This window comes from Sulfitobacter delicatus (assembly GCF_900102535.1).
Lineage (GTDB): Bacteria > Pseudomonadota > Alphaproteobacteria > Rhodobacterales > Rhodobacteraceae > Sulfitobacter > Sulfitobacter delicatus.
This window is the reverse complement of record NZ_FNBP01000004.1, coordinates 342,184-356,589: the sequence shown is the minus strand read 5'-3', so window position 1 is coordinate 356,589 and position 14,406 is coordinate 342,184. Positions and strand designations below refer to the sequence as shown.

General features: G+C 56.2%; 12 protein-coding genes and 1 pseudogene. 8 read left to right on the top strand and 5 right to left on the bottom strand.

Going from position 1 to position 14,406, the window contains the following annotated elements:
- Positions 1 to 696: 696 nt before the first annotated feature.
- Genes dndC through BLS57_RS10245 form a run of 6 tightly spaced genes read left to right on the top strand, consistent with a single transcriptional unit; the run spans position 697 to position 7,528 of the window.
- Positions 697 to 1,968 carry a DNA phosphorothioation system sulfurtransferase DndC gene (gene dndC, locus BLS57_RS10270; protein WP_208597551.1) on the top strand — a complete coding sequence of 424 codons (1,272 nt, stop codon included), beginning with the start codon at positions 697 to 699 and terminating at the stop codon, positions 1,966 to 1,968.
- Positions 1,969 to 2,169, top strand: a complete 201-nt coding sequence (locus tag BLS57_RS10265) for a hypothetical protein (RefSeq protein ID WP_093741864.1) — start codon at positions 1,969 to 1,971, stop codon at positions 2,167 to 2,169.
- Between the two features lie 6 nt (positions 2,170 to 2,175).
- Positions 2,176 to 4,260, top strand: coding sequence for a DNA sulfur modification protein DndD (gene dndD / locus BLS57_RS10260; protein WP_093741862.1), 2,085 nt, complete (start codon positions 2,176 to 2,178; stop codon positions 4,258 to 4,260).
- On the top strand, positions 4,257 to 5,789 hold the full coding sequence (locus BLS57_RS10255; RefSeq protein ID WP_093741860.1) for an ATP-binding protein: 1,533 nt from the start codon (positions 4,257 to 4,259) through the stop codon (positions 5,787 to 5,789). Before dndD ends, BLS57_RS10255 begins: the two co-directional genes overlap by 4 nt.
- 27 nt (positions 5,790 to 5,816) lie before the next feature.
- Positions 5,817 to 6,362, top strand: a complete 546-nt coding sequence (locus BLS57_RS10250) for a hypothetical protein (RefSeq protein ID WP_093741858.1) — start codon at positions 5,817 to 5,819, stop codon at positions 6,360 to 6,362.
- Entirely contained in the window at positions 6,359 to 7,528 is a 1,170-nt protein-coding gene (locus BLS57_RS10245) for a DGQHR domain-containing protein (protein WP_093741856.1), read from the top strand. Before BLS57_RS10250 ends, BLS57_RS10245 begins: the two co-directional genes overlap by 4 nt.
- A 241-nt stretch (positions 7,529 to 7,769) precedes the next feature.
- On the opposite strand, the gene BLS57_RS10240 is transcribed toward BLS57_RS10245, so the two are convergent.
- The gene (locus BLS57_RS10240) at positions 7,770 to 8,153 is read right to left on the bottom strand and encodes a hypothetical protein (RefSeq protein ID WP_093741854.1); all 384 of its coding nucleotides are present in this window, start codon (positions 8,151 to 8,153) and stop codon (positions 7,770 to 7,772) included.
- A pseudogene (locus BLS57_RS10235) lies at positions 8,150 to 8,386 on the bottom strand (recombinase family protein); the annotation flags it as partial. The pseudogene BLS57_RS10235 and the gene BLS57_RS10240, both read right to left, overlap by 4 nt.
- Before the next feature lie 64 nt (positions 8,387 to 8,450).
- Here BLS57_RS10235 and BLS57_RS10230 point away from each other — a divergent pair.
- Positions 8,451 to 9,580 (top strand): IS3 family transposase gene (locus BLS57_RS10230; RefSeq protein WP_093741852.1). Its coding sequence is split into 2 segments (ribosomal slippage): positions 8,451 to 8,697 and positions 8,697 to 9,580, totalling 1,131 coding nucleotides; the frame shifts between segments, so codons are not numbered across the junction.
- 85 nt (positions 9,581 to 9,665) lie between these two features.
- Positions 9,666 to 11,129, top strand: a complete 1,464-nt coding sequence (gene tnpC, locus BLS57_RS10225) for an IS66 family transposase (protein ID WP_425274340.1) — start codon at positions 9,666 to 9,668, stop codon at positions 11,127 to 11,129.
- Between the two features lie 28 nt (positions 11,130 to 11,157).
- On the opposite strand, the gene BLS57_RS10220 is transcribed toward tnpC, so the two are convergent.
- The 3 genes from BLS57_RS10220 to BLS57_RS10205 all read right to left on the bottom strand — a co-directional run bounded on the left by BLS57_RS10220 (position 11,158) and on the right by BLS57_RS10205 (position 14,355).
- A complete protein-coding gene (locus tag BLS57_RS10220) occupies positions 11,158 to 11,610 on the bottom strand; it encodes a DUF2924 domain-containing protein (RefSeq protein ID WP_093741848.1) in 453 nt (150 codons plus the stop codon).
- 202 nt (positions 11,611 to 11,812) lie between these two features.
- Complete coding sequence (locus BLS57_RS10210) at positions 11,813 to 14,131, bottom strand: phage/plasmid primase, P4 family (protein ID WP_093741844.1); 2,319 nt, start codon at positions 14,129 to 14,131, stop codon at positions 11,813 to 11,815.
- Positions 14,128 to 14,355: a helix-turn-helix domain-containing protein gene (locus tag BLS57_RS10205; RefSeq protein WP_093741942.1), complete on the bottom strand. Its 228-nt coding sequence runs from the start codon at positions 14,353 to 14,355 to the stop codon at positions 14,128 to 14,130. Before BLS57_RS10205 ends, BLS57_RS10210 begins: the two co-directional genes overlap by 4 nt.
- Positions 14,356 to 14,406 lie beyond the last annotated feature (51 nt).

Genomic DNA, 14,406 nt, shown 5'->3' with positions numbered 1-14,406 from the left:
ATGCCAGTAGCGAATTGAGAGGCGTTGATGAATTTGCTTGCTGTGGTGCTCAACGGCCGTCCATTGGCCGCCGTTTGCTGTTGAGCGTCCTAATCGTCCGAATCCCATCCCCTCCGCCACTTACCCTCGCGAAAGCGTTCTCCCGATCCGGCTGCGGCCGGATTTTCTCGTTGTATTCGAGGGTTATGCGGAAAGGGCTGAGCACTGTGCGCAGCGCCCAGAGGTCCGGAAGCGGTCTCTCAGGGCTGATATTCTCCGGACCTCATGACTGTACGGATTTGGTGTTCAGCTTGTAAGTCTCAGACCGTATTGATATATTTTTCCACTAGAACCTGAGTTGGATTGCAGTCGGGTCCGGCTCAGATGCGACCCGGATCAAAAATTGGGGTGCGATAGCAATGGCTCTGCCGAAATGGGTCGCCGCGATGCAGCACCCGGCGCGACGGGGGAAAGCAGAAGTTCGGCATATGTGCTAGCCGATCATTCCACTAACTTGACAGCCGATATTCAATGAAAGCTGTAGGAGAGCGTTTTTCCAGCGACGCCGCAAGGCCGCATCAAGCCAATGCAGACCGTATGGAATCGATTGTGCGCGCAAACTCCTGCAAACCAAGCTTGAGACCGGCTAAGTCCGGGGAGTGGTTCCTTATGAGCTTGCTTGGCAGAAGCCACTGCCGATCCGCAAGGCATGGGCATATGGCAAGAGCCGCTCACGCCGCGCATCAAGGGGACGATCCGCAATTTACAGTAGGCAGGCTCGGCTGCTACACAAGATACAGCAGGAAAATCAGAATCATGGGGCAAACGATGGGGCTAGACAGCGCAGACGCGGTATTGGTGGACGCGGACAGCATCTCGGCCTTTGAAAAGATTCAGGCTGACTTGCTCGATGAATACCGTCAGGATCACACGTATCCATGGATTATCGGATATTCTGGCGGAAAAGACAGCACGCTCGTGACTCATCTTGCATTTGAAATGCTGATGAGATTGCCACCCAGCGAAAGAAGGCGGCCAGTACATATTGTTGCGAATGACACACTTGTCGAAAGCCCATTGGTCGTTCAGCATATTATCGATAGTACAAATGAAATCCAAAACGCCGCCGAGGCATTTGGATTGCCGGTTATAACGAAGATTACACGGCCTTCGCCGGAGCAGTCTTTTTGGGTAAATCTGATAGGCCGTGGGTATCCGTCGCCAAATAGATCATTCCGGTGGTGTACCGACCGGATGAAAATCTTGCCAACTAGCCGTTATATCAAGAGTTTGGCCGATACCGCAGGACAAGTTATTCTGCTTCTTGGTGTTCGGCGCTCAGAGAGTGCTACGCGCGCGGCCTCTGTTGGCCGCTACGATAATGGCGAGCGGCTGAATAAGCATAATGATCTGCAAGGCTGCATGGTATTTCGGCCCATTGTTGAGCTTGATACGGATGATGTCTGGGAATTCCTTGCTCTGAATGAGCCGCCATGGGGTGGTTCACACCTGAAGCTGATCCGCCTGTACCGCGAAGCAAGTGGCGGCGAGTGCCCTGTTGTCACCTCAAAGGATGATGCGCCGTCCTGCGGAAGCACGTCCTCGCGCTTTGGCTGCTGGACATGCACAGTTGTCGAAAAGGACCGCAGCCTTGAGGGCTTCGTCGAGTATGGCTACACCGAGTTCGGTCCATTGCTGGATTTTCGTGATTGGCTTGTTTCTATTCGAAACGACAAGGAACGCAGGCAGGCACGGCGGCGCGACGGTCGCATCACAATCACCGATGGCGGAACCTTTGTGCCTGGTCCCTTCACCCTTCAGACCCGGTCTGAAGTTCTTGAGCGTCTGCGCGACCTTGAGAAGGAGACCGGACAAGTCTTGATCACACAAGAGGAAATTGATTTGATCCACGAAATCTGGTCAGCAGAGATCGGCACTTATGCAAACGCAAGGCCGATGAGCGTTCGTGAGATCAAAAAGGACAAATAGATGCCGCGCAATGTCGTTGTACTACTCGATAACAAAGATGGACGCTCCATGATCAAGAGGGCCTGTAAAGAAAATGGGCTGATGTTTGCTGAATTCGAGGAATTGGTGCAGTCAGAAGTCGAGCAAACTGGCAAGCAGCGCCGAGCCGGTCTATGGGATTCCTTTGACGATATTCTGGACCGAATTCAGGTGGACGAATAAGCGCACATGTACATTTCTCAAATTACCCTCCGGGATTGGAAAGCCTATACAACGGCGAATTTCGAATTCCCTGCTCCATCATCCGATAAGAATATCATTCTGATTGGAGCGCCAAACGGCTATGGCAAAACAAGTCTTTTTGAAGCCATCGTTCTTGGCATGTTTGGCCGCGATGGATTGCCGCTTATAGCGCGCTCTCCTTTTTCAGGGGGCGACAAGGAAAGGCTTGCTACTTCCTATAAAGCCTTTCTCGAAAAAGCGCTGCATAGAGGTGCAACACAAGCGGGCCGTAACTCTTGCTCGGTCAAGCTGACCTTTATCGATGATGACGACGAGCCGCTCGAAATCCAGCGAATCTGGCATTTCAATGATGCCGGCATTTACCGCCCGCAAGATGAAGAAATCCATATCTTTCAGGGAACTACGCGCAAAGCTGTTGGCGCTGGAGCCTTGCAGGGCAATGAGCGTGCGGACTGGTTCCGTGAATTTATCGCAGAAAACCTGCTGCCGTTTACACTTGCGCATTTCTTCATGTTCGACGGCGAACAAGTCAGTGTTCTGGCCGAGCGCGAGATGTCAGCGCAGGTCCGCTCTGGCATCGAAGGACTGCTCGGCATTCCTGTCCTCAAGACGCTGGCAAAGGATTTGCGGGCCTATGCGGAAGTCCGGCGCAAGGACTCGCCGAACGTCTCTGACAAGACCATTGAAAAGCTGGAACTGGACCGCCACCAGCTGACATTCGAGCATGACAAGAAAGCCGAGCGCTTCGCCGAGATTGAACCAACGCTGACCGAGCTCAAGGAAGAACGAGAACACTTGACACGCGAGCTGGCCAGTTTTGGAGCGGGATCGCAAGCCTTGCTTCAAGAGCAGTTCGAGCAGATCAAGAACTATGAGCGCTCCATAGAACAGGGCCGCAGCCAGCTGGAAGAGCTGATGATGAAGGACATCGCCCTTGCCTTATCCGGTCTGGGCCTGAGGGAGAGCGTGAAAGAGCGCCTTGCCAGCGAGACCGTGCGAGAGCGCTGGGAAAGTGGTAGAAAACAGGGCGATAGCAATCTGGAACGTTTTATTGGCGCGGTTGATTCTGGCATGGAAGCAATCGATCCAGCTCTTAGCGAATCTCAGCGCGGCGGTGTCCTGGATAGCGCACGCGCTGCGTGGGAGAAACTCTGGTATCCGCCGCCTGACAATTGTGCCGAGGACTATCTTCATCCCTATCTGAATGAACTTGAACGTTCGAAGGTGATCGACCGGCTGAATGAGCTTGATGAGTTAGGCGCACCTGCCATTGTTGAGCTTTTAAACGTTATTGCTACAAACGAAGAGGCCCTCAAACGCTTGCAGGATGAAGTCACACGCACGGAAGCGGTGGCACCTCATGTTGATAAGAAGCGCGAGCGCCTTACGCAGCTCAATGGTGAGATTCAGCAGCTTGATCAGGAAATCGGAGCGCTCAAGCGCGAAATGAGCGCACTGGAAAGCCAGATCAATCAAAAAAACACCGATCTAACCAAACTGGCCGGACAATGGGATCAAGCCAAGCCTTCTGTGCGCCGGGCAATGCGGGCGCTCAAGGTTGCCTCGATGGTAGATGATATCGTCGCCAAGGCTGTGCCTAGCCAGATCGATGCTATCGCCGCTGCGATGACGGAAGCCCATCGCTCTATGGCGCATAAAAAAGATCTCGTAGAACGCATTGCCATTGATGAAAACTGCGATGTGAAGCTGCTCAACACTGACGGCATGGATTTGCGCGGGTATGATCTGTCCGCTGGTGAAAAGCAGATATTTACCCAAGCCTTGATCTCAGCGGTATCTTCTGTCTCTGGCCGGGGGTTCCCAATGGTCGTGGACACGCCTCTTGGGCGTTTGGACATCGAACACCGCAAGGGCGTTTTGAACCATCTCGTCCAGCGGGAGCATCAGGTGATCCTGCTCTCCACAAACACAGAAGTTGTTGGTGAGTATCTGCGCGAGATCGCGCCGCATGTGCAAAAGAAGTACCTGGTGAATTTCGAGCGGGTGGGCGATATCGGCCAGTCTTCCGCGCGCCCAGGTTACTTTGAAGAGCCGGAGGGCGTTGCATGAGCTTATCTCTGGTAGAAGTTGCAGGTGCAAATTTTCGCACCGATGAGAAAAGCGATGCCTTGAACACCGCTTTTATGGGGCGACTCGGGATGCGAAAGCGGTACCTTCCGGCACGCTTAGCCATATCCCGTTCGCTGGCGATCAGCGCGCCGCCCGAGCCTCTTAGTGATGAGCTGGAGCCCGGAAAGGCAATCAAGGGAGATACGCTTTTTGGGACGGGAACGGCGCTATCTGTCTGGATATCTCTGATTACACAGCGCGCCGGTGATCCGGAATTCGATGTCCGCAGACTTATTGGTCTGGTTGGCGCGCATTGGCAGCGTGGCCTTGTGCATCTGGAAAAAGATTGGGATCAAGCCGGTCAGGACGTGGCAAAATTCGTCAAACGTCTGGTCGAGGTGGCTGAGCTTCCGACATCGGGCGGCGCTCTCCGCAGCATTGGCGGCACAGGAATTGGCGCAACATTTTCAAGCGGTCAGATTGATGTGCCGATTGGCGAGATCGGTGAAGATGTTGCCACAAAGGAAAAGATAGTCTGGAGCCTGAATGGCAAGGGCGGCTCGCCACATAGCGCGATCATGGGCGGCGTCGGCTCAGGAAAAACGAGAACCGCCGTTGCCATGCTGCGCTCGATCAGGGAGCAGGCCTCGGTGCCGTTGCTCGCTTTTGATTTCAAGGGCGATCTTGGGACTGACGCATCTGGCGGCGGGTATCATATCGATGAGCTCTTTGGTGCACAGATATTGGAGCCCCCTCGGGCCCCGATCCCGCTCGATGTTCTTTCCCTGTCATCAAACGGTGAGATCGATATTGCGGAAGCCGCATCGCGATTTCGGGAATCCTTCGCCCGGCTGAAGGGGAGCCGTCTTGGCGACCGTCAGCGCACGGCGTTGCACGAAGCAGCCAGCATGGCGCTTGCTCATGAAAGCCCCTGCGAGTTGCCACACATCCGCGATGCCTTGACGAACTACTATGCCGAACACGAGATGAAGGAAGACGGAGCCATCTCCACCATGCAGGAGATTTGCCGTTTTCCACTCTTCAAGCCAAGCTTTAGTCCGGCGGAGTTTTTTGGGCAAAGCTGGATCATCAAACTTCCGCCGAATGTTGCTGAGGACAGTCGCACTATGGTTGTGAATCTGGTGCTTGATGCGCTTGATCAGTACCTGAACAGCCTGGTAGATGCTGATAGTAGCGCTGATGGGTCAAGGGGTTTGCGCATTCTGTGCATGGTCGATGAAGCTCACCAGATCCTGGGCTCCAAGCTTCCTTCCTTGTCGAACCTCATCCGGATGAGCCGCTCCAAGGGCGGAGCGATCATGCTGATCTCGCAATCGCCGGACGATTTCTCGGGTGAAGATGATGAGTTCCTCTCCGAGATGGGTCTGGTTGCGGCGTTCTCGACGAATGCGCCGCCGCGCAATGCTGCGCGCATCCTTGGCAAAGGAGCTAATCTTGGCGCGCTGAAGACTGGGGAGTGCTTTGTTAAGCGACGGGGCGATCAGGCAAAAAAAGTCAAGGCGTGGTGATGCCTGACATTATTGTGAGATTTTAATATGAGCTTAGCATATCCGCAGCCGAAGCCAGATACTGCTTGGGGATGGTTCGAGCTTGCGCTTTCATGGGGCTGGAACAGTGTGTTTTGGGGGTTCATCCCGCTGGGTGTAACTTTTTTTATCGCACTTGCGGTGGGATTTTCACCAGATTTAGACAATGATCTGCGTGTCGGTGCGACCGTCCTCGCACTCAGTTTATGCGGAACACAGCTCATCGATGACATTCCCATACCACAAAGACAGCAAACAAAATGGAAGTGGCTAAAGAATGTTTCTCTGATCTTGATTATATTTGGTGCATTGGTTGCGGCCCTGAATGTTCTGTATAGTGCAAGTATTTCCCCTGGCTCTCTGAACATTGACCTCAATATTCTTAATTATAGTGCTCTTTTGGTATTTGCATTTGCTTTGATTGTTTCGTTCATGGCTTTCCTGATTCGGGTTGTGGCGGCTAGTGAGAGCTTTGAGCAGGCACTTGATGAGCGCCAAAGGGAAATGAGCCAGAACGCAGCAGCCAATAACGAAGTTGATGGGATCAAGATATGAACACTGAATCCATCCGAGTCTCTGCTATTAAGGTTACCCAGCCTATCGGTGAGCTTTTTGTAGCTCGGATAGCCTCAAAACAGCTTTCAAAGCTGGCTAAGTCTGACATTCGCAGGATCACAAGTCGTGATGTCGAGAAAATGTCTGGTATCCAGAGGGGGCTCAGTGACAAGCGCGTCGCTGATATCGCGAAATATATAGAGACTGTGGATTCGTCTTTCCCGAACGCATTCATCCTGAATTTGAATACGGCGTACCTAAACAATGCACCGAAGCCTATCGATAGCGGTTGCGATGATGGCAGCTCAATTTATTGTTTCGACATTGCTATGGATGACGAAGCTTTCAAGATCATTGATGGACAACATCGTCTTTCAGGCTTTGAAAAGGCTGATGTCGAGACCTTTGACTTGATTGTGGCATTCTTTATCGATTTGCCGATAGAGGATCAGGCTTATCTGTTTTCCACCATCAATGTGACACAGCAGAAGGTAAATAAATCCCTTGTGTATGACTTGTTTGATGTATCTGAAACAAGAAGCCCGCAACGAACGGCTCACCTCATTACAAAGGCGCTGAATACCGATGAGGATTCACCGTTGTATCGGCGCATTAAGCTTCTTGGCATTGCGCCGAAATTTGAGGATGAAGTTCTCTACCGTGCTCCGCTTAGCCAAGGAGCCGTTGCGAGCCGCATAGCTGATCTGATTTCGAGTGATCCAATGGGTGACCGGGACATCTACAAGCGGGGCCAGGAGATAAAGCTCGCAGGCAATGAAGCCGAGAAGGGTCTCGTGTTTCGCCGGTTCTTTGCAGAGGATAAAGACTGGGCGATCCTGAAAATTCTCAAGAGTTATTTTCGGGCTGTTTCGGATGCCTTTCCCGACCTCTGGGCACAGCAGGACAACCCGCTGTCCAAAACCATTGGTTATGGCGCCTTGATGTCGTTGCTGGTGGATGCTTACAAAGACGGTGCAGCTAAAGGTGATCTCAGCTTTGACTATTTCCAAGGACTCATGCAGCGCATAAAGAACGCAAGTGGAAACGATGCGGGTTCGCCACTGAACTTTGACGCATTTCCTGCGGCTGGTTCGGGTGAGTCCAAGCTCTATCGCAAACTCAAAGAATGGTCCGGACTGGGTGCTGCCGCTGAGAGCTCAGCATAGGGCATTTCAGTGAGGGCGCGATAACGCCGCTTGGTAGGCGGGATGGTTCCAAAGCAAGAGTAGCAGCGATGCGCTCCCTTCTTAGTCCATGGGTGAAACCCGTCTTCATGACATGGCGCGCATTCAAACTGCGGAAAGTTGGTCTCCATAAATTAGATTGGCGGTAACCGGGCTCCGCTTTGACCGGCCGCAAACACAACGTCAGCTTCGACGAGCAAAGGTCCTTTGGGGTTGCGACGCGTCAGTCGAAGTGGTCCATCTGCCGCATCCAGATTGAAGGAAAGGGATCCAGCACGCGCGCCAGTGTCACCTCCGGCCTCTGCTTCCCGTCCAGGACCGACTCGACGATGTCGGGGGCTAGCAGCGTTAGGCGCAGGACACGTGTCATGTAGGAGGGTGCGATCCCCTCGCGTTCCGCTAGTTCTGCGATTGTGGCAAACTCACCTGAATCCAACATTCGTTTCCAGCGAAATGCGCGGGAAAGCGCCTTGACCAAGGTGCTGTCTGTCCGGCGCGGTTGTAAGGCGCCCTCGGGCAGCTGCATCTCCTTTCGCCCACCGCGCTTCACGACGCGGAATGGCACATGCAGCGTCACTGTGTCTGGTATCGGGGTCCCGCTGGTCATGCTGCCGCCTCGATGCCGCCTGCGAGCATTTCGCGCGCAAGGCCACCCAAGCCGTCGACGCGCAGCCGCACGTTCAGCCCCTCCGTGACGATGTCCACGCGCTCGACAAGCAGCGCTACGATGCGGGCCTGCTCGGCAGGGAAGAGTTCATCCCACAGCGGGTCAAGTTGCTGCAGGGCCGTGCGGGCCTCGGCTTCGGTGATTTCTTCGGCGTACGCACGGGCGGCCTTCCACTGGTCTTGTCGCGGTTTAGTTCCGGTCTCTTTCGAGCAATGTTTTCTATGAAGGAGATTGTGAATGGCAACGAGATACACCGACGAGTTCCGCCGTGATGCAGTGCGCATCGCAACGACCAGCGGACTGACACGACCACAGGCGGCCTCTGATTTGGGGGTTGGGCTTTCGACGCTGAACAAGTGGGTCCAAAAACATCAGCATGACGATTTGATGTCAGGACCGCACGAGGACGTTGAAAAAGAGAACGAGCGCCTCCGCAAAGAAGTTCGCTTGCTGCGCGAGGAGAGGGAAGTGTTAAAAAAAGCGGCGATCTTCTTTGCAGGCCAAAGTCGGTGAGGTTCGCCTTCATTGACGCCTGGAGAGAAGAATGGCCGGTCGAGTTTCTGTGCCGCGTTATGCAAGTCACGTCACGTGGGTATCGTGCGTGGCGGGTCCGCCCGATGAGCCGACGGCAGCGCGATGATATGGTGGTTTTGGCGCATATCCGAGAGCAACATCGTCTTAGCCTACAAAGCTACGGTCGACCACGCATGACCGAGGAGTTGCAGGAGCTGGGACTGAAGGTCGGGCACCGGCGCATAGGTCGTTTGATGCGTGAGAACGACATCAAGATCGTCAGAACCCAGAAATACAAGGTGACCACGGACAGCAACCATGCGTTCAACATCGCGCCCAACTTGCTGGATCAGGACTTCTCGGCTGATGGCCCCAACCAGAAATGGGCGGGTGACATATCCTATATCTGGACGAGTGAAGGCTGGCTCTATCTGGCTGTGATTATCGATCTCTATTCACGCCGGGTCATCGGCTGGGCCGTCAGCAACCGTATGAAGAGGGACCTGGCGATCCGGACGCTGGATATGGCAGTAGCTTTGCGGCAGCCGCCGGAGGGTTGCATTCACCACACGGATCGTGGATCGCAATACTGCTCACATGACTATCAGAAGCGCCTGTCAAAGCATGGTTTCAAAGTATCAATGAGCGGAAAAGGAAATTGCTACGACAATTCCATGGTGGAAACATTCTTCAAATCCATCAAGGCTGAGTTGATCTGGCGCAACCGCTGGGAAACCAGACGACAAGCCGAAGCCGCGATCTTCCAGTATATCAACGGGTTCTATAATCCGCGCCGCCGCCACTCATCGTTAGGTGGCAAAAGCCCCTTGGCCTTCGAGCGAAAGGCTGCCTAAATGAGTTGAGAGACCGGAACGTGAGCGGGACAAGACCAAATCCCTACCCGAAGACCCTGACGAGCTGCGCTCTGTCAGCGCGCAAATGCTCCAACATATCCAGTCACAAGCTTACCAAATCGAGAAGTTGAAGGCCGAACTTCACGGCCATCGTAAGGCGCGCTTCGGTTCGAAGGCAGAGGGCATGGATCAACTTGCTCTCGACCTGCCGGAAGACGGCGAGATCGCGCAGGCTGCAGAAGATCAACACACCAAGCAGTCGCCCGGCGATGAAGAGGTCCCAGCCAACAAGCGCCAGCACAGCCGCAAGCCGCTGCCAGATCACCTTGATCGGGAAGATGAGGTCCTGTCACCTGGTGATGCATGCGCTGGATGCGGCGGCACCCTGCGCCAGGTGGGTGAGGACGTGACCGAAGAACTGGATTACATCCCCGGTCACTTCGTGGTGCGGCGGTTCATCCGCCCCCGCATGGCCTGCACTTGCTGCGAAGCCTTCACCCAAGCTCCGCTGCCCTCCCGCCTAATCGAACGCGGCCGGCCCGGTCCCGGCCTCGTGTCGCACATGCTAGTCGGCAAATATTGCGACCACCTGCCACTTGAACGGCAATCCAAAATCTACGCCCGCGAAGGGGTCGATTTGCATCGCTCCACGCTGAGCGACTGGGTCGGGCGCACGACGGCCCTGCTGGCACCTCTGGCCGAGCACATCGGCAAACTGGTTCGGGCGGGGCCAGCCTTGTTTGCAGACGACACCCCTGTCAAACTGCAGGTGCGCGCCAACACCACGAAGACCAAAACTGCCCGGTTCTGGAGTTATGTCCGGGACGAACGCCCGTGGTGCGGGGTGGCACCCCCCTGCGCCTGGTATCAGTTCAGCGTCGACCGGAAGGGGGAGCACCCCGCCAATCATCTTTCGGGCTATACCGGCACCGTCCATGCCGATGGCTTTGCCGGCTTCAATGGCCTGTTTGGCGAAGGCAAGGCTGACGAACAGGCCTGCATGGTCCATGTGCGCCGCAAATTTGTCGACGAGGTCGAGCGCACCGGCTCTCCCATTGCACAGCATGCGATCAAACAGATCGCGCAGCTTTACGCTGTCGAGACGGAGGCACGGGGAAAACCCCCGGAAGAGCGCATGGCCCTGCGGCAGGCGAAGGCTAAGCCCGTCTTCGACGAATTAGAGCTTTGGCTGCAGGCGCAGCTGCGCAAAATATCGGGAAAAACAAAACTCGCCGAAGCGATCCGCTATGCGCTGAACCGTATGCCAAAGGCCCGTGGCTATCTCAGCGACGGGCGCCTCGAGCTGGACAACAACACTTGTGAGCGGACAATGCGCCCGGTTGCATTAGGCAGAAAAAACTATCTGTTCATGGGCTCCGTCGGTGGCGGAAACGCGGCTGCGATCGCCTACACACTCATGGAAACCTGCAAGCTGAACAACGTCGATCCCCAAGCCTGGCTTACATGGGTGCTCCAGCGTCTACCTGATCACAAGATCAATCGCATCGACGAACTCATGCCATGGAATTGGCAGGCCGAAATCGCCTGAAACCGCGCCTCAACCGGACGGATACTGGTCATGTGCCCCTCCGATGGTTTTTCAGGCCGAAGAACACCCAGCCGTTCCAACGCGTGCCAGTAATGCCGCGGGCAACCGCCGAGAGCGACTTGTAGGGCCGACCCTGCCAGTCGAAACCGTCGGCGGTAACGGTGACGACGTGCTCGACACCTTGCCATTCCCGGATCATTCTCGTCCCGACGATGGGCGTCAGATCGGCGCGGATGCGGCTCTTCTTGCGATCACCGCCATCGAGTTGCTCGCCAAGCGCTTCCAAACGTTTCACCGTTTCCCGCTTCAGGCCGCCATAGGCCAGCTCCTGGATGCGGTAGGCCAGTCGGCTCTCGAGGTAGCGCCGATTGAACGGCGGCGGCTCGCTGTCGAACAGATCGCGCCATTGGGTCTTCAACTCGGGCGTCGGGGTGGTCTTGAGTGCGGCCAGGCGGGCTGGGATAGGATATTGTTTGGTCATGCGTTTCTCCGGTGAGTTGGAGTTGCATGACCGCTTTGGTCGGGCGGATTGTGTAGCGGAATGTCTCCGTTCCCGGACGACCTTTGGTCGCATTCGCGCAGGCGCAGGCGCAGCCGGACCAGGCCAAGGGCCAGGAGCCGACAGAGCTCGGCACGGCGTTCGAGGGGACGCATGTGCCGGGGGTGGAGGGCGTTGGGGCGTTTCATGGATCACCACCTGCACACGGAACCGCAAGTGCCAGGGCAATCCCCTCCCAGCCCCGCGCGCGTTTCACGCTGATCGGCCGGCACCCCCGTGATCGCATCGCCTCACCGAATGTCTTGATGGAACCCGAGGGGACACCGGCTGCCTCGGCCCAGGCCTTCCAGGATCCAAAGAGCACTTTGGATGGCGCTTTCATGCCAGGCTCCATTCTGCAGCATTCGGAGATCCATTGTCCGACCAGATCCTCATCCTGGAAGTAGGAGTTTGCAGTATCGAGGAGGCGCTGAGGCGGGGCGAGACCGATCCGTTGCCACTCATTGCAGCCCTCAAGCATCCAGCCCAGAATACCGTCTGCTTCCATGCGCAGGGCTTCGAGCAGCTTCGGATCGCGCCGGTCTGCTGGAATGGTGACGTCGAACGGCACGATGTGCAGACGCCGTCGCATGGCCTCGCCGTTGCTGGCGATGCGGGGTCGGTGATTGCCAGCGATGAGCAACTTGAACTGGGGAGTGAACTCGAAATGATCCTGCCGCATGAAGTTGGCGCGGAGGCGCTCGCCACCGGTGACCGACTTGATCTTGGCTTCGGCCCAGCTGTTACCCTGTTCGGTTTCCGGCACCTGGACAAGGCGTGCGGCCTGAAGGCCCGCCAGTTCTGTCAGATGCCGTTGGTTGCTGGATGCCATGAAGGTGTCGAGTGTCGCCGTCACTGCATAGTCGCCCAGCACATGCGCGATGGTGGAGAGAAAAACGGATTTGCCGTTGGCTCCGTCACCATGCAGGAAGGCGAACATCTGCTCCTGCGTCGAGCCGGTCAGGCAATACCCGGCAAGGCGGGAAAGATAGGATTGCAGCTCGCGGTCGCCGTCCGTGATCTCATCGAGGAACTCAAACCAGCGTGGGCACCCTTGATCTGGTGAGGCCCCGGCCATCTGAGACAGCATGAAATTTTGATCGTGGGCGAGAACCTCGCCGGTTTGCAGATCGATGATGCCCGAGGGCGTATTCAGCAGCATCGGGTGTGCGTCCCAATCGGAGACTCGCGTCGCCAGGCGGGGATCGCTTGTGGCGATACGCAGACAGGCGGATATTGTCTTGTCGCTCGCGATGCGTCGGGCTTCCCCGGGCTTTTCGCATTTGCTGGCCACGGCACGGCAGGCCTGCCGCGCCAGTTCGCGCACCTCTCGGGTTTCGTCCTGCTTCCAGACCTGCCCGGTCCAGTGGAACCAATTCGCCTTCGCAGGCAGATACCGCCATTGTGACGCATGCTCATCGGCAAATCGGTCAGCGAGCGCGTCTTCGCTGCATTCGGGAGGTCCTGCATCCATCTCGGCGTCGCGCTCGGGCATATCTCCATGCTTTTCGATATCCTTGCGGAGCAGGGCCTGGAATTCGCGGTGGAGTCGCGGCTCTTCCCAAGGCGGATCGATCCGGGCGGAATTGTAGAGACGGACCTCGTGCCAAGCTTCGTCCATCGTGTATTTCCGGCTGCGTACATTACGAATCCAGTGTCCGATCATTCGTGAGAGCGCCTCGAAACGGGTGACCCCGTCCTGTCCCCCACTGCGGACAGACATGCTCGCCAGCTCCCGGGCGCTAGGACCCGCACGCTGATGTCTCCCTGTATCGATTTTCGGGGTTTTCAGGCTGAGTGCGGGCATCTGGTCTGCAAGGGCCTCGAACTCTGCCAGGTCGTGTTCGATGGTGGATTGCGTGATGATCGCAACGGGTGTTCTGACGCCGTTCTTGCCGTGAATGGTGCCAGCCACCCGGATGGGCTGATGCAGGCTGCCAAAGGCGCCATCGCCGCCGAGTTTCGTGGCAAGGGTCGCGCGCAACTTCGCGACCCGCTGCAGATCGTCACCGGCAGCGGCTTCGGTGAGCCGCCAATAGAGGTGTCGCTTGATCTGTCCGTCGCCGGTTACGCCGCCCGATGCAATCTCGAGCGTCGGGTCGCCAAGATGGCGGGCAGCATGGTCCCGCTTGGCGACGATATCCCCTTGATCAATGTCAATGAGAATGACCCCGGTCGCGATGATGTCGGCCGCCCGTGCAGACCCTGTTCTGGCGACAGTACCGGGCACGACGTAGACGGCACGCTGTTCCTTGGCTGCGCGGGGGGCGGCTTGCCGGAGCAGGCGGGCAACATCGCCAACGTCGGGAAACTGCACATGTGGGGTTTTTTCAGGGGTGCCTGTCTCGCCCAGGAACCGTATCGGAACAAATCCTTCGAGATAATCGAAAAGAACATCGCAGAATGTGGAGATTGCAATGGGATCGACGGCGGAGTGAACGACAGTATCCGAGCACGGAGTCATTGGCTCGACTCCGCGTTGCGACGCATTCGGTTTTCATAAGAGCGAACGTCCTCGACACGATAGCGAACAGAACCGCCGATCAGAACATAAGGCGGGCCTTCACCGGATTTTCTCCAGCGTTGCAGTGTACGTTTGGAGATATCCCAGTGTTCCGAAAGCGTGGCTTCGCTGATGAAGCTGCCGGGCGGGCGTATCTGTATCTGGTTTCCGGGTTTGCGCTGCATTGTTCTGACCTCGAAAAGTTTCGAGGCCAATTTATCAGCATTTTCGGTGAG

Excerpts from the sequence above, each read along its gene's own strand:
- dndC (WP_208597551.1), top strand. The coding sequence starts at position 697 with ATGGCAAGAGCCGCTCACGCCGCGCATCAAGGGGACGATCCGCAATTT.
- BLS57_RS10265 (WP_093741864.1), top strand. The coding sequence starts at position 1,969 with ATGCCGCGCAATGTCGTTGTACTACTCGATAACAAAGATGGACGCTCC.
- dndD (WP_093741862.1), top strand. The coding sequence starts at position 2,176 with ATGTACATTTCTCAAATTACCCTCCGGGATTGGAAAGCCTATACAACG.
- BLS57_RS10255 (WP_093741860.1), top strand. The coding sequence starts at position 4,257 with ATGAGCTTATCTCTGGTAGAAGTTGCAGGTGCAAATTTTCGCACCGAT.
- BLS57_RS10250 (WP_093741858.1), top strand. The coding sequence starts at position 5,817 with ATGAGCTTAGCATATCCGCAGCCGAAGCCAGATACTGCTTGGGGATGG.
- BLS57_RS10245 (WP_093741856.1), top strand. The coding sequence starts at position 6,359 with ATGAACACTGAATCCATCCGAGTCTCTGCTATTAAGGTTACCCAGCCT.
- BLS57_RS10240 (WP_093741854.1), bottom strand. The coding sequence starts at position 8,153 with ATGACCAGCGGGACCCCGATACCAGACACAGTGACGCTGCATGTGCCA.
- tnpC (WP_425274340.1), top strand. The coding sequence starts at position 9,666 with ATGCTCCAACATATCCAGTCACAAGCTTACCAAATCGAGAAGTTGAAG.
- BLS57_RS10220 (WP_093741848.1), bottom strand. The coding sequence starts at position 11,610 with ATGACCAAACAATATCCTATCCCAGCCCGCCTGGCCGCACTCAAGACC.
- BLS57_RS10210 (WP_093741844.1), bottom strand. The coding sequence starts at position 14,131 with ATGACTCCGTGCTCGGATACTGTCGTTCACTCCGCCGTCGATCCCATT.
- BLS57_RS10205 (WP_093741942.1), bottom strand. The coding sequence starts at position 14,355 with ATGCAGCGCAAACCCGGAAACCAGATACAGATACGCCCGCCCGGCAGC.